Source organism: Psychrobacter sp. MES7-P7E, from assembly GCF_002863645.1.
Lineage (GTDB): Bacteria > Pseudomonadota > Gammaproteobacteria > Pseudomonadales > Moraxellaceae > Psychrobacter.
Window position 1 is genome coordinate 75,353 of record NZ_PJBU01000070.1, and the last position, 22,074, is coordinate 97,426.

General features: G+C 43.7%; 12 protein-coding genes. 6 read left to right on the forward strand and 6 right to left on the reverse strand.

Features of this window, described 5'->3' with window-relative positions:
* Positions 1–130: 130 nt before the first annotated feature.
* The 3 genes from CXF62_RS02270 to CXF62_RS02280 form a co-directional block, all read right to left on the reverse strand.
* Positions 131–4,537 carry a YadA-like family protein gene (locus CXF62_RS02270; RefSeq protein ID WP_102092732.1) on the reverse strand — a complete coding sequence of 1,469 codons (4,407 nt, stop codon included), beginning with the start codon at positions 4,535–4,537 and terminating at the stop codon, positions 131–133.
* Between the two features lie 417 nt (positions 4,538–4,954).
* On the reverse strand, positions 4,955–6,604 hold the full coding sequence (locus CXF62_RS02275; protein WP_102092733.1) for a sensor histidine kinase: 1,650 nt from the start codon (positions 6,602–6,604) through the stop codon (positions 4,955–4,957).
* 14 nt (positions 6,605–6,618) lie between these two features.
* On the reverse strand, positions 6,619–7,305 hold the full coding sequence (locus CXF62_RS02280; RefSeq protein WP_057759848.1) for a response regulator transcription factor: 687 nt from the start codon (positions 7,303–7,305) through the stop codon (positions 6,619–6,621).
* 278 nt (positions 7,306–7,583) lie between these two features.
* Here CXF62_RS02280 and CXF62_RS02285 point away from each other — a divergent pair, with 278 nt between their 5' ends.
* The gene (locus CXF62_RS02285; RefSeq protein WP_102092734.1) at positions 7,584–8,096 is read left to right on the forward strand and encodes a Spy/CpxP family protein refolding chaperone; all 513 of its coding nucleotides are present in this window, start codon (positions 7,584–7,586) and stop codon (positions 8,094–8,096) included.
* 149 nt (positions 8,097–8,245) lie between these two features.
* Here CXF62_RS02285 and CXF62_RS02290 read toward each other — a convergent pair whose 3' ends face one another.
* Together CXF62_RS02290 and CXF62_RS02295 are read right to left on the reverse strand one after the other, a co-directional pair.
* The gene (locus tag CXF62_RS02290; RefSeq protein ID WP_102092735.1) at positions 8,246–9,838 is read right to left on the reverse strand and encodes a hypothetical protein; all 1,593 of its coding nucleotides are present in this window, start codon (positions 9,836–9,838) and stop codon (positions 8,246–8,248) included.
* Positions 9,839–9,893: 55 nt separating this feature from the next.
* Positions 9,894–12,092: a hypothetical protein gene (locus tag CXF62_RS02295; protein ID WP_102092736.1), complete on the reverse strand. Its 2,199-nt coding sequence runs from the start codon at positions 12,090–12,092 to the stop codon at positions 9,894–9,896.
* A 339-nt stretch (positions 12,093–12,431) separates the two neighbouring features.
* On the opposite strand from CXF62_RS02295, the gene ggt reads away from it, so the two are divergent.
* The 5 genes from ggt (at position 12,432) to cysE (ending at position 20,840) form a co-directional block, all read left to right on the forward strand.
* Positions 12,432–14,390, forward strand: coding sequence for a gamma-glutamyltransferase (ggt, locus tag CXF62_RS02300; protein WP_102092737.1), 1,959 nt, complete (start codon positions 12,432–12,434; stop codon positions 14,388–14,390).
* A 295-nt stretch (positions 14,391–14,685) separates the two neighbouring features.
* On the forward strand, positions 14,686–18,405 hold the full coding sequence (dnaE, locus tag CXF62_RS02305; RefSeq protein WP_102092738.1) for a DNA polymerase III subunit alpha: 3,720 nt from the start codon (positions 14,686–14,688) through the stop codon (positions 18,403–18,405).
* A 72-nt stretch (positions 18,406–18,477) separates the two neighbouring features.
* Positions 18,478–18,858: an Hpt domain-containing protein gene (locus CXF62_RS02310; protein WP_102092739.1), complete on the forward strand. Its 381-nt coding sequence runs from the start codon at positions 18,478–18,480 to the stop codon at positions 18,856–18,858.
* Positions 18,858–19,739 (forward strand): RNA methyltransferase, encoded by an 882-nt coding sequence (locus CXF62_RS02315; RefSeq protein WP_102092740.1) that lies wholly within the window; start codon positions 18,858–18,860, stop codon positions 19,737–19,739. Before CXF62_RS02310 ends, CXF62_RS02315 begins: the two co-directional genes overlap by 1 nt.
* 189 nt (positions 19,740–19,928) lie before the next feature.
* The gene (gene cysE, locus CXF62_RS02320) at positions 19,929–20,840 is read left to right on the forward strand and encodes a serine O-acetyltransferase (RefSeq protein ID WP_102092741.1); all 912 of its coding nucleotides are present in this window, start codon (positions 19,929–19,931) and stop codon (positions 20,838–20,840) included.
* A gap of 506 nt (positions 20,841–21,346) precedes the next feature.
* Here cysE and CXF62_RS02325 read toward each other — a convergent pair.
* Positions 21,347–21,790: a hypothetical protein gene (locus CXF62_RS02325; RefSeq protein ID WP_102092742.1), complete on the reverse strand. Its 444-nt coding sequence runs from the start codon at positions 21,788–21,790 to the stop codon at positions 21,347–21,349.
* Positions 21,791–22,074: the final 284 nt, after the last annotated feature.

A 22,074-nucleotide genomic window follows, 5' to 3' on the forward strand; every position in this document is an offset into this window, starting at 1 on the left:
TTACAAGCGCTTATTTTGATTCATCGACATTATTGCTGCATCAATTGTTTATCTTTAAGCCGTAAAAAAGCAAAACATTAGATGTCTTGCTTTTTTATAGTCTACCGATAGCTACAATTGAGAGGTTTTGTTAGTCAAAATGGAAACCTGCACCCACTGCGCCGCCTACGTTTCCTTGAGTATCTGCCGAACCATTTACCTTAATGACCCAGCGACCGTCGTTAGATAATTTAGAGAAACCAATTGCTACAGCACTTTCTCCGTTATAGGTACCGACACCGCCACCAATCAGTGACTTACCTGCGATATAAGCCTGAGGCATTGCCGACATTGCCATCGCGGCTGAAATACCTGCGTTTGCATCGTCTTCTACTTCGTCGATTTTGTAGCCAAGATCGCTCATATTATTATTGAGTCGACTATCAAGCGCGCTAAGCTGACTATAGTTGACGGCGTCTGTCGCTTCGACACCATCGGCGACACCAGTCATACGTTGGTTACCAGCATATAGACCTTGAGACGTCATACTTGGCCCATCTTGCATACTGATGCCCTCACTATTGATAATCGTTGTCCCAACTGTGACACTATCAACGCTGATATTACCGTTTAGATCAAACTTAATACTACTGCCATCTGCTGTGGTGGTGATGTTATTGCCACCAGTAAAGCTTAGGACACTATCATCGCCAATTGGTTTGTTGATATTGGCACCACTGTCTGCGCCAAAATTGAGTCCAGCATTTAGCTTATCCGTATTGGTTCTGATATTCGTGGTATTGGTCGTGATATTGCTGATATTCGTAGCAATATTTGTCGTATTGGTCGCGATATTGGTTGTATTAGTGGTAATGCTCTCTGTGTTAATTTGCACATTTTCACTAATTTCAATCGTGCCTTGTCTGATAGAAGCAATCGCACCATCAATATTGCTTTCACCCGTTCCACCAATGTCGCTGTTGGTGAAAGTACCATCTTCGGCATTGTAAACAGTGTCACCACCGATAATACTACTGATACCAGCTCCTTGGGCGTAAAGCTGACCACCGTTTATGGCGTCCTGGCTTTCTGCCGAAACTTCCCCATTTTGAACGTTGGTAATTTTGGTATTAGCGGCATCAATACCACTTTTCGTGATGCTTAGGCCACCTGCAATGGTCAGTCCATCGTCATTCATGACCGTACCACCAGTGGTTACGCTATTCAAAGTAATATCTGGGTTCAAATCAAAGCTAATGTCATTAGCATTGGTAGGGATGGCTACAGCTTGTAGTGATGGACTACTATCGAAAGCAGCGACATCACTCACTGATTTCCTAGATACCTTGATATTACCGTCTTTACTACTGAGGTCGACGGCATCTCCTTGTTTTACCATCGTAGCGATATCACCTTGAGCGGTGATGCCCCAACCTTGATCCAAGGCAATGGCGACATCTTTTAACTGCCCAACATTGACAGCATCCGTATTTAGCACACCTTCCCCAACGTTGCGAATGGTGTTGCCTCCATTATCTAGACCACGGCTACTCAATGAGACCTGCGAAACCATTCTATTCACGCCACTTCCAACGAAGGTAAAGCCTGCATCGCTCATGATGCTATTGCCTATCTGTATACTGCCATCATCTCCGAGGTCTAACTGATTATTCAGTTTCACTTGGACGCCAGTCGCAGAAGCGACAGTAGACAGATTGTTATCTCCTGTGACATTGATGGTATCGCCTAGGGCAAATTGCTGATCATTGGCACTATTGCCGTCACCAATTTTGATACCTTTAGCAATTTCATCATTAGTCATAGTGAGCTGTGCAAAGTTTACAGCATCAGTTGGTGCAACGCCTTTATCAACTTTGATAATTCTATTATTACCATTATCAAGACCTTCGTTGCTTAACGTAATGGTCTGATTAGGACCATCAGTGATGGTGACGCCTGCATTGTTAAGCACCGTGCTTTCCATTCTCACGCTACCGTTTTTACCAAGCATGACATCTTCAGCCAATCTAACATTTAGATTGCCCTCTTCATCAGCGATCACACCGATATTGTTTTCAGTTACGTTGGTAGCACCTCCTTGGAGTGTCAACGTTTGACCTAACTTGCGATTGACGACAACGGTTGTATCGTCTCCTGTGAAGTTCAGTCCTAGATCCACTGTATTGTTGGTTGCATTTAATTGTCTAACATTGACAGCATCTGTATCTCCCTGACCATCATCTACATTGATGATTCTATTACCGCCATTATCAAGACCTTCACTACTCACACGAACTGTACTATTAGCAAAGCTTGCACTAGTGAAAGTGACATCTTCTTTTGTAGCGATTTTAATACCGCCATCCTCAGCATTAAGAACAATGTTATCTCCCGTTAGGAAATTAGCCGTATTATCCGTTTTATTGAGCGTTTTGACATCAACGCCATCTATTTGAGCAACAATGGTCTGCATGGCACTGTCCGCTTTTACCAGACTGGCTTTGCTATCAGCACTTAAATCAACAGCATAATCGGTCGTGTTAGTCGTCTCGTCTTTTTCACCTGCTGTTACTGTGACAGCTGCAGATCCTGCTGAAGCAGTCACACCATCCGCATTAACGGTATAGACATCTTGACCGTTACCACCTGTAGACTTTACAACGTCAGCCACGTTAGTACCTGCGGCGACCTCTGTTTTAGCGGCAGCAGAGGCACTGCTGAGCTGACTGACATTGACAGCGTCATTTGGGTCTTCACCGTTATCAACGTTGATAATCTTTTTGTTGGCAGCATTGATACCACCAGATCTGGTCATGCTTGGACCATTCAGAATAGTTAGACCATCACTGGTTAGAGCAGTACTAGGAATACCTAGTGGGCCATTTACTATAATACCTGCACCAGTAACCGCTGTACTGCCTAGCCAATTACCTGTCAAGACACCTAGGCTATTAACAGTTGTTACAGGACCTAAATTATAAGGAAGGCTACTACTACTTCCCATTTTGACACTTCCATTAGTGCCAAGGTCTACGTTTTCAGCTAACTTTACAGTTAGGGTATTATTACTAGCATCAGACTCTACCCCAATGTTGCCTGTAGTTAAAGCAGCAGTGGCCTCTGCACCACCTTTGATATTAAGTGTCTCACCAAGCTTACGATCCACGGGAGCTCCTCTATCACTCGCAAAGGTAATCTTGCTTTCTGATAAATCTTCAATAGATTGATTAGTAGCGTGTAGCTGACTACCATTGATAGCATCAGTACTGTCTGTATTGACTGCTCCAGCAGCAACGTGCTTGATCTGACGCTCATGTTCTACTGAACCAACAGATACTTGTGCTCCTTTATCACTTGTTACACCAGCGTAATTATAGATCTTGTTGCCGATAATAAGGTTCTTTTCCTCCGTAGCTTCACTAAGCGTAGTTGATCCTGCACCTAAAGCTACAGAACCGTCTCGACTTGCTGACGCCCCCACACCAAAAGCAGAGGATGCTGCACCTACTGAGCTTGAACGGACACCGACAGCAGTAGAAAGATTACCTTCGGACCGTGCTTTAACACCAACTGCTAAGGATGCAGCGCCCCCTGCTTCAGTATGCCCATATGGATTATTTGGATCCTCTATAAGATCACTACCAGTATATGCATTGAATAAGTCGTTAACACCATCAACATTTGCAGCAGCATCTAAATCATCACCACCAATAGCAATAGATGAATGTCCTTTTGAGACAACATTCGCGCCAATAGCAATAGACTGCTCGCCACTTGCTAACGTTTGTTGTCCAGATTCCGAGCTACCAATAGCAATAGTTTGACTGCCTGTCGCCTTTGCATTGCCACCCATTGCCATCGCATTGTAGCCTGTTGCACCATCATTATTTGCGTTACCAATAGCAGTTGAGTCAACACTATAATATTTGGTTTTATTGTCTTTAACTATGTTGACCAATCTGTATAGCTGCGAGCCATTAACTGCATCTTTACTCCCTGCTATCACAGCACCATTGGATACATTGGTGATTTTGTTATTACCATTGTTTAGGCCACTACTGCTCAAAATGACACTATTGGCTGGATTTATGGCTGTAATCTTAATGCCAGAATTATCGACTAAGGTATCGCCCGTTTTGAGACTGCCATCAGTCCCTAAGTCGACATTTTCATCAAGCTTTATCGTTAGCGCTTTATCACGCCTATTGGCAGTCACGCTGATATTTTTGGTATTGGGATCGCCAATGACCGTCTCTCCACCCTGCACCGTTAGTGTTTGATGAAAGAATGAGTTGGTATGTATTCTAGGTGTTGGGTCGTCTCCAACAAAGTAAGTACCCAATGCATTTGCCTGCATGCCAAAGCCAGCAGCTAGTAGCCCAAGCGCTATAGTGCTCAGACGTAACGTATGGATAACAGACAGGTTAGACGTTGTGTTAATGGTAGCGTTAGAGCTAACGCTAGATTTGGAAGATTTGCCACGTCCCTTCGCGTATTCACCAACGGCGGTAAAACAACTTAAGGCTTCATTCCAGATGACTTTATAGATGCGGTTCATGATGCGTACTCCCTTACAGACTTGTCAGATTTAAAAAATCAGAGATAAGATCTATGTCAGAGAGACGATGTGACAAAATAAAACGGGTTATAAGCTTATAATAACGAGACCTTGTTCAAATAATAGTTGTAGTAGTCTTTAAGGAATAAGACGTTCTGTTTTGTATAATCTTTATCACTCTCTGCATATATTATTATTACCGAATATATACAGAGAGACAATACCGTTCATCCGTGTTTTGATACCGTTCGTCTATTATATTCATATAAACACATATAATTACTTTTAATTTTTGTCTACTTATAATAAATTACGTCGATTTTAAGAAGAGTCAGCTTTTATCTATTACTAAATATGCTCTTATACACATTAAAAATACATGATAAGCGCACATTGGTTACATAAATTGTTTCTGCATTATTTATCTTTTTGTCTGCTAGGTAGCACTATTTGAACCGCCAACCCTTGGATACCATCTTGGCGATTATGAGCACTGATATATCCTTTATGAGCCATAACTACAGCATGAACAATAGCCAATCCAAGACCATAGCCGCCAGTGTCACGATGCCGAGCAGTATCGAGCCGCACAAAGGGATGAAAAATACGTTCTAAGTCTTTGTCTGCGACACCGCCGCCTTCGTCTGTTATATTAATTTGAACAGCTGGTGCCTTATTGTCCATTTGTATTGCTTTGATTTCCGCAATCACTGTCGAACCCGCTGCCGTGTGCATAAAAGCATTACGAATGACATTTTCAAGTGCGCTATATAACTGCTCTGCATTACCTTGGACTGTCCAAAAGCCTTCCAAACTATCTAACGCTGAGACTACAGGCGGTTGCCATTGCCAATGCACGTCTTTATGTTGAAATTCAAAGCAGACATCCTCTCCGATATTGCTAATGATGTCAGATATGTCGACTGCCTCACTTTCCAAATTATCGACGGTATATTGCTGCATTTGTAGAGACTGAATATGAATGATTTGCTCAATTAGCTCATTCATTCGTGTAGATTCTTTATCAATACGGTCCAGATAACGATTGGCATTGGGCGCAAAGTCTCGAGTCAGCTCAGTCGCTACATCCAGACGAGCAAGTGGCGAACGCAGCTCATGTGAGATATCACTGAGCATTTGCTTACGTGCCAGCTCACTATCGACGAGCCTCGTTGATAGATGGGCAACGTCTTTGGCAAGTAGCCCCAACTCATCATCGCCCATCTTGGACAGTTCTGGGTTGGCTTGATAATTACCATCAATCATACGGTGTACAGTATTTTGTACACGGCCAATCCGCTGGGTTAGCGTACGACTGAGCCATATGCAGACCAATATGCTAAAGATAACAATCAATAGCAAACGTATGGGGAAATTACCGTGCTGTATCTCTACCACGTCTGAAAAACGCAAGTGCGGACGCAACTGTATGATGATTGACTGGCCATCAGGTAATTCAACAGACATATCGGCCAGCTCAGGACGAGTATCGATATCAGCCACTGCTGCACTACTTGCTGTTCTTGGCTTTAGGAGTTTTTGCCAAAAAGACGGCTCAATTTTCGGTATTTCATTGTCGTGTTCACGAAGTCTATTGTCAGCATTGCGACCTTCTGCACCATAAGCGTTATTCTCTACTCTAGGTGGCCTAGGTGGTATTTGCTGCAACGGTTGTATCGCACGATCCATTAGCCGCCGACCACTTTGCAACTGTCCTTGCGCACGATCGTCTTGGTCACGGTAACGCGGGAATATAATAGCGCCCTGCTCATCATAAACTCTGATTTGATTCATCAGCTGTCGGTCTTGACGATACATCTGCCTGACAGACTCTACATCACCAGCCCGTAGTGACGCGACCATCTCTTCACGCTTTATCAATAGACTATCGATTTGTACGTCCATACGAGAGGTCAGCTCTTTTTCAGCCAGCCAGCGCTCTACCACGATAGACAATACAGAGGTGATTAAAATCGTTAGTAATAAGCTCAGAAACATACGCCAAAACAAGGTAATGCGCACCTTAAACTTAGGTGCTTTTTTGAGGGTCTCCTCAGAAGCTTTCATCGATATGTCCGTCATTACAGCACCAGTTGATAACCTTTTCCACGCACCGCTTTTATTGGTTCATCGTGGAAAGGTTGAAGTTTTTTGCGTAAGCGAGATACATGTACATCGAGGCTACGGTCGAAGGGCTGCAACTCACGCTGCAAGACATTTTCTGACAGCCATGCTTTACTGACCACCTCCCCTTTTTGTTTGAGCAAGGCCACGAGCAGATCAAACTCTGTACCCGTGACTTGTAGCGTCACCCCATCTATCTGACAGGCGCGTTGGTTTTGATCGAGATGCAAACGACTCTCTGGCAACGGAGTATGCTCTGATGCGGTCGTATTGGTACGTTTAATCACTGCATTGATACGAGCCAGCAGCTCTCGAGGGTTACAAGGTTTGGTGATATAGTCATCGGCACCAAGCTCTAGACCAATAATACGATCAATCTCCTCCCCTTTCGCCGTTAACATAATGACAGGAATATCAATAATATTTGGTAATTGGCGCAAGACACTTAATCCATCTAATTTTGGCATCATAATATCGAGTACGAGTAAATCATAAACCGTATCTTCGTGTGCTACTGCCTTGAGTCGTTGTATGACTGCTGCACCATCATGCACGCAGTCACAGCGAATGCCATGATTGTCCAAGTACTCTTGCAATAACTGAGTCAACTCTTCGTCGTCATCGCCTATCAATATATTTGGCACACTTATCTCCTTTCACTTTCGATAGTATTAATTGGTTTAATTCGTTTAGTTACCCATATTATCAGGCAAGCGCGTAGCAATTCGCTAAAAACGTTACCTTTCTTAATACTTCATAAATGTTCGTAACCTTTAACTGTCGTAATATACTCTTATCAACAGCAAGTATTGCATTTCTAAGATGGCTGACCATAACGAGCGATAACGTTCAACAGATGGTACTTGCGAGATAAAAATTTAGCACTTATGAAATCAAACTCAATGTAATCAAGGATATTATGATGAAAAAATTACTATTAGGCTCAGTATTAGCAGCTTCTAGCATATTTACAGTAACGGCTTGCACCAGCGTTAACGCGACTACTGATACAACGCCAACTGCACAAATGCAGAAGAACCACAAAGATGGCGCGATGAAAGGCCCAATGTCAAAGCTGGATCTAACAGCGACACAGCAAGCGCAAATCAAAGCCATCATGCAAAACAAACGTGGCGATCGCACTACTGACCGTGCAGCACATCAAGCAGAACGCGCGCAAATGGATCAGCAAATACAAGCACTGACCAATGCTAGCACTTTGAATACTGCTGCTCTGAACCGTCTGGCTGATCAACGAGCGGCAAAAGAAAAGCAACGCTTTATCGAACGTGTACAAACACAACATGCCATTGCTCAAGTGTTGACTGCTGAGCAACGTGCAAAGATGGAACAAATGAAATCAGAGAGACAAGAAAAAGGTCGCAAGCATTCAAAAGACCGTAAAGGCCATGACAAACAGCATCAAGGTATGTAATAAGCCACTCCGGAAAAGTGTTATTTTACCTAGCTGTATACGTATAAAATGAAAAAGCGCGCCGTTAATAGGTGCGCTTTTTTTAGTGCAAAATTATCCTGTTCAAAAACTAATAATGCTTTCTATTTACTCATTAATACTCTAATCAGTTACTCAACCGAACCAATACGCTCTCTGACCATCGGCAACATGTTAAAGACCATCTTACCTACTGCCGTGCCATTACCATCTTGGTAGTATTGCAGCAGCTCTGGAGCATACTTTCGTAAATCAATGCTATTGCTAGCGTTCGGCATCTGCACATTACTTGGTAAGTTAGGAAACGCCAAGTCCTTAGTGCTGATAGCAGAATACTGCTGCAACACATCTATCCTCATGCCCTTATTACTATTCGCTTCGCTAGTGTTATCTAACTGACGGCGTAAGTGCTCCCATTTGAGTTGACCACGTTTATCAAACCCGTATAGTTCCTGTACTTCTGTATTGGCAACGGTCTCACCCGTCGTTGCTTCCTCATTCATTTGATCTTTTATCATAGTCAGTATTTTTTGCACAACAGACTTACTGGTGAATGCCTTTGGATTTTGAATCGACTCAAACGCTGTCATCGATTCGGGTTCTTGTACCAGCTCTGGGTATTTTTCACTGATTCGATCATAGAAAATCTGCATATATTTCTGTTGCGACGCTTGATAATCCTCAAAGCTTTGTACTCGGCGAATGATTTGATCGCTTGGTAACATAGCCGATAACTGGTGCGCGGGCAGCTTTGGAGACAGGGAAGCAAGTGAGTTAGGGGCAACATAATTAAACTGGCTGACAGGCGCCGCGTCATAAGTCGCATCTAACGCCGCAAAGTGGCTTTTGATTACTTCACCACCGAATCCTTTAGGCAATGTACCATCATCAATGGCTATTTTTAACCACTTATTTTGCCATTTTGTACCGAGTTTATCGTCTAACAATTCTGAGTTTAGAATCGCAAAATTATCTGCCCATAGGTAAATATCACCGTTTTTAAAATCCATATAAATAGGCTGGTTGATACTGCTGTGATGATTACGTGCTTGGTATTGCGCACTAGCGAGCATCGTAGCCTTGCCTGCCATCGGTTGATAGATCCCTTGAGAGTCGATAGAAAGCGGCTTTAGTAGATACTCATCTAATAACTGTGCTTTCTTCACATCTAACGGTCTTTGTTTATCTTCATAATTATCAAATAGCGCTTGATAATCTGGTGCTACTTTTACATCGCTATCGTATTGATGGTCATCCCATGCATGATAGGCATCTACGCACTCAAAATACGACTGCCTTATGCTGTCACGCTTAGTATCGTAATCCACCGCTAAGATATCTTTGTTTTGCTGTTCTGCTTGCAGGATTAGAGCGGCGTACGCTTGGTCATGTGCCTCTTCGCAATGTTCATCTACATAGTCTGATGCCGCCATTTTCTCCGTACTAGTATTAGTATCGGCATCTGTAAATTGTTGGTTATTGCCAATCTCAAGATTACTATGATAGCTAAAGGACTGACGTCGCTGTTTTTTCAGGGCTGTCTCTAGTGTTTTTTTGGCAATGCTAGGTGCTTGTTTTACAGCCGCCGTGTTGGACTGGCCCAAACTGGTAGACTGGCAACCTGTTAACAACAGCGCCCCTGTCAAAAATGCACTGGTGACCAACAGATTGTTTTTAGTCTTACATGGCAGACGTTGTGCAATGGTGTGATGTACTGTTTTCATTTTTTATCCTTAATAGATATGAGCGTAAATGCAATGCGATGATGTCATTTGATTTCTATTTTTCATTCATATCATCTTGAGCATCGTCAACTCGGCTCTCATCGACAGCGTCTGTGCCATTGTCGTTATCGTTACCATACTCATCAGTGCCATATTCATTACTGCTATAAGCACCCTCGTTACCGCTATCTTGATAGTCGTAGCGTGCATAGCGGGCCGTTTGTAATCTGTCTTTTTTCTCGCGCTGCGTAGCTATCCATGCATTGCCATCGATAGGAGGCATAGCGTCTGGACCAAAAGACTCTGTAAGCAATGGTGTCAAGGCATGACGGTTAAAGCTGGCTTTATCGTAACGTACTTGGTTTAGCATGGTTGTGGTCGACCCCATAAAATCACCACCGATATTGACACGTTGCTGCTTGGCCAGCAGTCGATCTGAGCTGTCTAAGTAATAGTAGTTGATTTGATTAAACGAGATAGGACCGATAGCTTCGATCAGCTGCAATAGCGAACCGACATCAGCGCTTTGATAGCCTTTATTGTATAACTGCACTTTAGCAAGTGCTGTCTTTAGTGCGGCACCATCAGGATATTTATCTGGATTGGCATCTACGTATTCTTGCAGTGACTTCGTTACATATTTGAGCGTCTTGCCAATTATTTCACCGCTTTGCTGACTACCAAAATAGACTTTGACTGCACGAGTCGCACCGACTTCTTTGGCAAACGCGTCACCACTGATATCTACTGCGCTAAAATGCTCAGGCGCCAGCTCAGCCATGCTGCTCTGTATCGCATTGAGCACCGCATCGTAGAGCACCGCTGGTGGCAACTGTGCCGTGACACTTTCAGGCAAACCAAAGCTCACCGTGTGCGAGGTCATCTGTGCTGGTAGTGGTGTATTCTCAGGGTTAACAAGTGCAACAATCGGCATGATGACCGATGGATCTACTACGACACTGCTATTATTAAAATCAAATGCTAACGGTATTTGTATCGACGAGCTAATCGTTGGTGTGGCGTAATCGTAGCTATAGACGCTTTGTAGTTGGCGCTGCTTGGGACGGTATTGACTGACACTATTGAATGTTAAATGCTCATACTGATAAGCATTGGATGCAGCTATTTGCTCAGGAGTGCGGTGGAACATATCAAGTATATTGCCAATCATACCTGTAGATGATATTGGTAGGCTGCCACGATTTACCGTCTCTGTCTTAGCTTGCTGTTTTTCCATTTGCATGGCTTCATACTTTGCAGCCATTGATTTGGGACTTAACCCTGACATTCCTGAGAGCATACCTTCAGTACCGCTACTGTATTCATCATAACTATCATAGTCGTCACTACTGTAATCATCGCTGCTATAGTCATTACTATCATAATCTGCTGTATCGTAGGCATACTCGTTATCGCTGTTGGTATCACTGCTCGCAGGCTCATTCTCCCCTGCTTCAGCCAATATAGCAGCAATGGCCTTTCTTTCTGCTTCAGCTTCTGCTCTAGACTTATCATAGTCACTAGGATAGTCGGACTCTATCGAATCTTTCGCATCATCATAATCGTAGTTAATACCCTCTACCACACAGACTTCATAAGCGTCATCATCTTCGTTTTCATTGCATTTATTCGATTCTACACCTACCGCTGCTAATTCTGCTCTAGCCTCAGCTTGCGCTTCATCATCGCTACTATCATACATACCCTCAGGCTGATACGCATAGGTTTCTATAATCGTTCTGAGCAAGCTACTCGCTCCTGCGTCGATACTATCTGGGTCAATGAATGGTGCTGATCGATAATTGGCTGTGGCGACTGCGACATGATCGGTCGCCAAGTGTTGACGAATGGCTGCTAGCAAGTGTGATTTGGCTTGGTTTTCGGTATTTGGATACTTCTCTTGATTAAACAGCTGCTCATAACGCGCGGCCTGAGCATTTTGACTGGCAGTAAAGGCTTGACCCTGACGTTGGCTCTGCGCGGTATCTGCAACACTAAAGTCCATCATGGTACTAGAGGCACTGCTATTCGACGACAGATTGGAAGATGAGCTGGCTGCAGTTGATTGGCAACCTGCGAGTACAAGTGAAGCACTACCAACTATCAAGGCGATAGACGTCAATTTACTGGTTGGATATAGATGACCATTGTTATTTTTACCATTATAGTTTTTATGATCAGTGCTAGATAAATAAGTGGGCGCAGTCTCAGAGTAGCGCTGTCGATTGCGGTTATTAATATGGTGTGATGACATAGTAATCTCTTTGTATGAATAGACAGTCGATAATGAGTGTACAGTGGTACCGTTATTTATATCACAAGACGTTACAATTTAGTAATATTAGCGAATATTTTTAAAGAATTTCTTCATTCATAAATAATTTTCTCTGTATAACTGCTGTCTTATCAGTAGCTTCATTTACTTGAAAATTAGCCTCGTTTATTTGAAATGTAGCTGATACAGCTAAGCGCTATAAAAGCGTACACCACAAAAGACAATAAACAACTTTCTACTATTTCATATTTTCGTTACTATTTAGGCTTATCTATTTCCTAACTCTATTCTCTCCACTCGCGTAAAAAGGACTTTGCGATGTCACAGTTATTATCTCGCCACCATCGAACCGCTCAGCAACGTAAACCAAAAATTAATACCTTACTCAAATCTAGCGTCGTGCTCATTACCAGTACGCTACTGCTATCTATATCCACACAGGCTGTAGAGCCAACGAACTCAACAAATAACGCCACGGTCAACAATACATCAATCAATACCAGTGCCATAAACTTGGCTATCATGGCTGATAGTCCAACGGTACTCTCTGAAACCAAGCGCATCACGCGAGCGAAGACCAATACACTTAACACCACATCGAACAATGCTAACAATGCTAATAGTGACCAAGCCATCTATTCTGAAGACGCCATTCATCATCCAGTTTGGGCAAAGAACGGCATGGTCGCTACTCAAGAAGCGCTTGCCTCTGACATCGGTTTACAGATTTTAAAGGACGGCGGTAATGCGGTAGATGCTGGCGTTGCGGTGGGTTTTGCCCTAGCAGTAACCTTGCCGCGTGCAGGTAATATCGGTGGTGGCGGTTTTATGATGATTTATGATGCCAAACAAGGCAAAACAGTGGCGCTTGATTACCGTGAAAAAGCCCCGAGTAGCGCCTCACGCGATATGTACCTCGATGAAGCAGGCAATGCTGTCAGCGACTTATCTCGCTATCATGGCTTGGCCGTTGGCGTGCCAGGGACAGTAGCAGGACTACTAAAAGCACTAGAAGAGCATGGTACGATGAGCCGCGAGCAAGTTATGGCACCAGCGATAGCACTGGCTGAAGACGGCATAGAAGTCACCGCTGGCTTGTCCGAGTCACTCACGGCGCTGAGCGATCGCCTGCAAAAATGGCCAAGTACCAAAAAAGTGTTTTTCAAGCCTGATGGCAGCGCTTATCAGCCAGGCGAACGTTTAAAGCAGCCTGAGCTTGCGCGTTCGCTAAAGCGGATTGCGATACAGGGTACCGATGGGTTTTATAAGGGTGAGACCGCTCAAAAACTGGTCAAAGCAGTCAATGAAGCAGGCGGCAGCATGAGCCTGCAGGATTTGGCCAATTATCAAGCCATCGCTCGCGAACCTGTCAAAGGCGACTATCGTGGCTATGAGATTGTCTCTATGCCACCGCCTTCCTCTGGCGGTATTCATATCGTGCAGATTTTAAATATCTTAGAAGGCTATCCGCTCAAAGACTATGGACAAAACAGCGCACAGACTATTCATCTAATGGCGGAAGCGATGCAGTTGGCGTATGCAGATCGAGCTGAGTATCTGGGAGATGCTGACTTTATCGATGTACCTGCCAGCGGTTTAACGTCACAAGCCTATGCAGATAAACTGCGTACGTTGATTGACCCCAATAAAGCCACGCCAGCAGCCACTATCAAAGCAAACAATCCTGTGCCGTACGAAAGTGATCAGACCACGCATTTCTCTATCGTTGATAAAAATGGCAATGCAATAGCCAACACCTATACGTTGAACTTCTCTTATGGTACTGGTCTCGTTGCGGATGGCACGGGCATTTTGCTTAATAATGAAATGGATGATTTCTCTGCCAAACCGGGCGTACCAAACGGCTACGGATTACTTGGTGGCGACGCCAATGCGGTGGAAGCCAATAAGCGTCCACTGTCCTCTATGAGTCCAACGCTTGTATTCAAAGACAGTAAACCTTACATCGTTACTGGTAGCCCAGGTGGTAGCCGTATCATCACGACTGTCACCCAGATTATATCCAACGTCATCGACCATGATATGAATATCGCTGAAGCAACGCATGCGCCGCGTATCCACGATCAATGGTTACCTGATGAGATTCGAGTCGAAAAGGCCCTGAATATCGACACAGTGAAAAAGCTCGAATCAATGGGTCATACGGTCAGTCCAAAATCTGCAATGGGATCTACACAATCGATCATGCTCACACCAAACGGTGTTTATGGATCGTCTGATCCACGTATTGTCGATGCGGCAGTGGTTGGTTATTAAACAAACTGACTTTAATTATCAATTACATAGCCCTCTATACCTCGTTGTATTGAGGGCTTTTTGCTGTTGTCTATAACCGAGTTTTTATACCTTAATGACTTAACTTACGCAGATTAAACCCTTTGAACCTGTGGCTGTCTGCGGCAAATAATGCTATTATTGACGACCCCATTTAAAACGTATCAATATGGCTATCGAGGTCTTGTCGGCCTCTAGATATCAGCGTAATTGATTGATAGTAATCAATTATTTTATCGCTAGCTTATTTCTTTGATCGTACCAGTAAGAGTCTTCTATGGCATTTGTACACCTTGGCATTCACAGCGAATATTCCATCACCGATTCTATCGTGCGTATTAAACCGCTGGTAAAAGCTGCTGCGGCTGACAATCAGCGAGCGTTGGCATTGACCGATTTGTCCAATTTATATGCCACGGTGAAATTTTATCGTGCCTGCTTAGGTGCGGGTATCAAGCCTATTATTGGCAGTGAAGTCATCATGGATAATGAAGACACACGCCTTACCTTACTTGCGATGAATAACGAAGGGTATCAAAACATTACCCGTATCGTATCGCTCGGGTTTACCGAAGGTCGCGCTGATCCTATCAATCATGGTACCCCGGTTATTAAGCGCAGTCATATCTTAGAGCATGCAGCAGGTGTGATTGTACTGCTCACAGAAAAGTCAGACGTGGGTCAAGCATTGGTCGGCTCGATGCCAGAAAAAGCCGATGAACTACTTACTGAGTGGCAGGCACAGTTTGACGATCGTTTATACTTTGCGATCAAGCGTACCAATCGCTCAGGCGAAGATGCTTTTATTAGAGCAGCCATCCATTCAGGTGCCAAACACAACATTCCTATCATTGCGCATAATGACGTGCGTTTCTTAGAGCAAGATGATTTTGATGCTCATGAAGCCCGCGTGTGTATTGCAGGCTCTTATGTCCTTGCTGATCCAAATCGCCCACAGACTTACTCAGATGAGCAGTATCTAAAAACACAAGCTCAGATGGAGCAATTATTTGCTGATATTCCGCAGGTCATTGACAATACCTTGCGCCTCGCTACACGCTGCAATGTCACCTTAACGCTTGGTATTAACGTCCTACCTGATTTTCCTGTGCCTGCAGGCGAAACGATTGAGTCGTTTTTCCGTGCCGAGTCACAACGCGGTCTTGAGCAGCGCTTAGACAAGCTGTTTCCTGTCGAAGCACGTACGGACAATTGGAACGATTTCCGTCAGAGATACGATGAACGCCTCGCATATGAGTTGGATATTATTCTATCCATGGGCTTCCCCGGTTATTTCCTAATCGTCATGGACTTTATCCGCTGGGCAAAAGCCAATGGTGTGCCAGTAGGCCCTGGACGTGGTTCTGGTGCAGGTTCGTTGGTTGCCTATGCACTAAACATTACCGACCTTGACCCGATTCATTACGATCTACTATTCGAGCGCTTCTTGAACCCTGAGCGTGTATCGATGCCCGATTTCGATATCGACTTTTGTATCGAAGGTCGTGACCGCGTTATTGATTATGTCGCGCAAACCTATGGTCGTGATGCCGTCTCACAGATTATTACCTTTGGTACTATGGCCGCAAAAGCGGTTGTGCGTGATGTGGCACGCGTACAAAGCAAATCGTATTTTTTGGCCAATAAAATATCCAAGCTGATTCCAAAAACGCCTGGCATCACACTGAGCCAAGCGCTTGAGCAAGAACCACAACTCAAAGACTTGATCTCTAATCCTGATAATATGGATTATGAAGATGCCATTGAGATTTGGGAGATGGCGATTAAGCTGGAAGGCGTCTGCCGAAATGTCGGTAAACATGCTGGTGGTGTATTGATTGCTCCGCACAAGATCACTGACTTTAGCGCCATTTACTGTGATGATGAAGGTCACCGTGTCAGCCAGTTTGATAAAGACGATGTAGAAGCTGTCGGTTTGGTGAAGTTTGACTTTTTGGGTCTACGCAACTTAACCGTTATCAACGCAGCGGTTGAAAATATCAATTTACGCCGTGCAAAAGAAAACGTACCTGCCTTAGTTTTAGAGGATTTGCCGTTAGATGACAGCAAAGCCTATAAGCTGCTGCAAGATGCCAAAACCACGGCGGTCTTTCAGCTAGAAAGTATGGGCATGAAAAAGTATTTGGCCAAACTGCAACCGACCAATATCGAAGATGTCATCGCCATGTGTGCGCTGTATCGTCCCGGCCCACTCGATGCAGGTATGGTAGAGATGTATATCGACCGTAAGCATGGTCGCGAGGAAGTCATTTATGACCATCCCAATCTTGAGCCGATTTTAGAAAACACCAATGGCGTTATTGTCTATCAAGAACAGGTGATGCAAATCTCGCAGGTGATGGCAGGCTATAGTTTGGGCGGTGCTGATATGCTACGCCGTGCGATGGGTAAAAAGAAACCTGAAGAGATGGCCAAGCAGCGCGATATTTTTGTCACTGGTGCCACCTCACAAGGCATTGATGAAGTCACGTCAGGCGGTGTATTTGACTTGATGGAAAAGTTCGCAGGTTACGGTTTTAACCGCTCGCATTCTGCGGCTTATGGCGTATTGGCTTATCAAACGGCCTACCTAAAGCAATACTACCCTGCCGAATTTATGGCAGCGGTCTTAACTTCAGATATGAACAACACCGACAACGTCGTGTTCTTTATCAATGATTGCCGTGAAAACTTTGGGTTAACTGTAGTCAATCCTTCGGTCAATCGCAGTGAATGGCATTTCGTTGCCGATACTCCGACCAATATCATATATGGTCTTGGCGCAATTAAAGGCGTGGGTGAAGGCGCGGTAGAGTCTATCGTAGATGCACGCCGCCGCGAAGGTCCATTTAAAGACTTATATGACTTCTGCCGCCGTGTGGACATCAAAAAAGTCAATAAACGCACACTAGAAGCATTGGTTAGCGCTGGCTGTTTTGATGACTTTGCCGCCACGCTACGACCTGACTTGCCAGCCGATGAAGCTTACGAGATTCGCGGTGCCTTAATGAGTCAATTGCCAAGCGCCGTACAAGCCGCTGAGCAAGACCGTCAAAACCGCGAAATCGGTATGATGGATTTGTTTGGTGAAATGGACGGTGTGGTCGCAGCGCCGCCGTTAGTCATGACGCCAGAACTCATCTGGGGTGACAAACACCGCCTAAAAGCCGAAAAAAACACCTTGGGACTGTACTTAACGGGACATCCAATCAATGAGTATTTGGATGAGTTGAAACGCTATACCTCTGGTGCGCGTCTCGACAAGTTGACCGATACTGGCTATAACGGCAGCTGTTATTTCTCGGGGCTTATCATAGATATTGCCAACTTTGGTAATCGCAACGTGATTACTTTAGATGATGGTACATCGAGACTCGAGGTCAGCTGCTACGCTGAGCGTTTTAATCGTGTCAAAGAACAGTTAAAAATCGATGAAGTCGTCATTATCAAAGGTAGCATTCGTGAGCGTGATGGACGTTTATTTGCACGTCTTGATAGTGCAATGAGCATGGTAGATGCCAGACTACGTTGGCTCAAAAAAATCAGTATCAAAGTTCACGGTAGTGATATTAATTTGCTCACACGTCTACAACCACTACTTAAATCAGCCCAAGCTGACATTATTCCCGAGCCGCGTTTGGCTTATAACCAAGAGCAAGACGAGCAAGGTGGCAGCGGTAGTAATGTCTACGATCCTGGAATGGGTGGCAGCTTGTATGATGAGAACGGTAATGATTTATTGGCATTAGAAAGCGAAATGAACCATGACGCGGCCAATCAAAACGGTATGCCAGCCAGTTATGCCAATAACGCCCTGAGTAATACTGACGCTTCTATCAATGATAATTGTCTGCCACTTGGGCTAAGCATTTATGAAGTCTATGGCATCGCAAATGTTGGACTGTCTGAACACTGGCGCGTTTACCCAAATGACGACAATCTGCAGACATTGAAGACTTTGGTCAGTGAAGAGAACTTACATTTCCATTACAGCTAAGACGTACATTACGTTTTAAAAATTCATTATAGTAATCTTATTGCTTTAACTTTTATAAATTGGACAACCACCATGGATGACACTACAAATAATAATATGCTCGGACAAACTGATGAAGAAATCATCAATCATGAACAGTTCGAGGACATGCGTGACCTGCTCGAAGAAGACTTTGTTGATTTGATACAAGTATATTTTTCTGATAGTAAGCAAAGAGTTGCAGCGCTGCGAATTGCCCACCAAAAAGACGATAACGCCAATGGCTTCGAAACTGCTCATGCTCTAAAAGGTGCCAGCGCCAACTTAGGTACGACTCAATTAGTTCGTCTTAGTAGCCAGTTACAAGAATACTGCCGTGAGCGCCGTATCAATGAGCAAGCCGTCCTGATCGAAGAGATTGCCATTGCATTACACCGTGCCGAACAAGAAATCAATCAGAGACTGGAACAATAATGAGTAACGACGCTTCATTAGCCGTATCATCACGCACAGTGAACGACTACCTTGATTGCTTGCAAGTAGTCATGGTCAATACAACTTTGCCTGCCAATATTGGTTCGGCTGCTCGTGCGATGCATACCATGGGCTTGTCTCGTTTAACGGTGGTCGATCCCAAATTACCGATTGACGAAACCAGTGTGTCTCATGCAGCGGGTGGCAGTGAGTTATTATCGTCAGCTTTGATTGCCCCCACTTTAGAGTCTGCTATCTCAGACTGTCAGTTGGTATTTGCCGCTAGCAGTCGTAGTCGTCATATGCCGCGCCCTGTTGTGACACCTACGCAAGCCGCTAAGATTATGTTTGACTTTATCGATGCACAGGCAGCTTTAAGTGCAGACGATAGTAATGCTGATACCTCATCTGCTGCTACTGCTAACAAACCAAATATCGCTATATTATTTGGACGTGAAGACCGTGGATTGACCAATGAAGAATTGGCTTATGCCGATTATCATATTCAAATCGATGCCAATCCTGCTTACCCTGTATTGAATGTTGCATCAGCGGTGCAAGTGATCGCCAGCTTTATTTTTGCTTATGCTCAAATGCATGCTCAGACAGTAGATAGTTTAAATTCGGATGCAAGCACAGACGCCCAATCGACAATCAATGTGAATTTGCGTCAGCAATGGGATGAGCCGGCTATTAATCATCAGCAGCTGCAACAGCTCACTCAGCGCACTACTGACCTTATGGTGCAGCGTGGACTAGCAAATAGCGAACATCTAAAATCATTGCCATCACGCTTGTCTAGACTTGGGTCACGCCTACAGCTTGACCAAAAAGAGTACCAGCTATTAAGCGCTTTGATTGCAAAACTGTCGAAAGACTAAAACAAGCCGTAGTTTATGAGCTTGCGTTTATTTGACAGCTTTTTACTATATTTTGCGGTATAAAGCTGTTATAACTTGCAGAAGCGTAGCGAAAATATATATTCCTGATTATCCGAACTTTATGACCACAGATTAGAGGCATCGCTGTTTTCGCAACGACACTCTACCGACGAATAGATAGGACGCTTTATGTCATTGCCATCCAAGTTGTTCAAATCACTTGTTACCATCAAGAACGATTTGAAAGAAGATATTGATGCAGTATTCACCCGAGATCCTGCGGCGCGTAATAGTCTGGAAGTGATCCTAACTTATCCGGGGATACATGCGCTTGTTTTGCATCGCGGTGCACACTGTCTTTGGAACAATGAACAAAAACTAGCGGCACGCGTGATTTCCTACGGCTCGCGCATCATGACAGGTATCGAAATTCACCCTGCTGCCAAGATTGGTAGACGCTTTTTTATCGATCATGGTGTCGGCGTCGTCATCGGTGAGACTGCTGAGATCGGCAACGATGTGACGCTATACCATGGTGTTACTTTGGGCGGTGTGTCTTGGAATAATGGCAAGCGTCACCCAACGCTAGAAGACGGTGTAACGGTCGGTGCTGGTGCAAAAGTTTTGGGACCATTTACAGTCGGTAAAAACGCTAAAATCGGCTCGAATGCAGTGGTAGTCAAACCAGTACCAGCAGGCGCCACAATGGTCGGCAGTGCCGCGCGTATGATCTCAGATCATCACGATGAAAAAGGCAACCCAATCGCGACAAAAGTACAAGACGCTAAGCAACAAGAAAAAGTTGCGCAAGCTGGCGAGAACAGCGATCAAACTAACGACACTACCCCTACTGCCAAACGTACCAATACTTTCCGTGCTTATGGTATCGACCCTTATTCACAAGACCCAGTCGCAGAAGCATTTGCTAAAATGCTCGAACACATTCAACAGTCAGAGAATCGCCTCGATCAACTACAGTCAGCGATGTGCGATATTGATCCTAATTTTTGCAAAAAAGAGTATGACAAACTGTGTCTAGAGGATTTAGATGTGATTGGTCGTGCTGATGTAGAAGATATCAATGATGAAAAAAATCGCTAAGACAATCGTTAGAAGTAGGCAGTACTGTTACCGTATAAACTGATAACAAATGCTTATACGAATTGTAGAAAAGACACAATAAATTCAAGGCGGTCTTAGATAAAATCTACCATATCCGCATACATGGTAGATTGACTTGCTTGACTTCCTAGCAAATTCCAATCTTTCGAATCGCTGACTTTCATCTCAGAGTAAGCTGCACAAGCTAAGAAGTTCTCTGATGAGTTGATAACTTAGAAGACCTTTGTTCGTCCTGTATATCCAATATTACTCAATGTATACAACAACGATATAATCAAAATTAGATTGTGCTATATCTCTGTGCCTGCGCTATACCAGATATTTAATAGTTTTTACTAAATAAATATATCCTGACCTCACCGCTTCTTGTGAGCTTTGATTTATCATATTGTTAAAATTAGAAAAAATTATTTAGCAGCCTTTCCGCACTGTTTACTTCACTAAAGCTATCAATTATTTCATTTTTAACCGTCTGCGACATGTATTTAGTACTTTTTAGTATTAGTAGTAGGTTTGAAATCGCCCAAGTAATCGTAAATAAAAATCTTTCTAGTAATTAATAAATTGATATTGACATACTGAATGGGGTGGCACTTCTCTTTATTGTATTCAAGATATTGATAAAACTCGTCCCTCTGTTGACCATTCCACTTATATCCATAAGGCATATTTCCTGAAAACGTTCTATGACTCTCAACTTTATGACCATCTATGGTCAATCTTAATATCTTCATTTTACTTGTGTCGGTATAACTACTTCGTAGATACAAACACCCTTCCTTTATATTATTTGGTTTTTCTGCTTTTCTTTCAGCGATATAGCGCACACCCCAGACCTCAAAAATAAAGTATCCGCATAATAAAGTTATGATGATAAGTTTTTGATGTCCGAGATAGATACCGCGGATTTTTTTACTATAACTTTTCATCCTTCTCTTCTTATAATTTTTAGGTTTCATCAATAACTGGGGTTAGTTTAAAACTAGCTATATTTAAATGTAATAGACCAACGTTCTTTACCACAGGGTATTTATCTTCGGTAAGGGTTTTAAGGTGCTCGGAAGGCGTGTTATCGCAGGCAGATAAAGTAGAGATTATTATTACTAATAAACTCGTGACTATCTTTTTCTTCGAAAAGTTCATTGGTTTTTGCATAGGTAGTAGTGTCTTGAAGATTACATCGTCACTTATACTAACAATTGCCTATATAGTC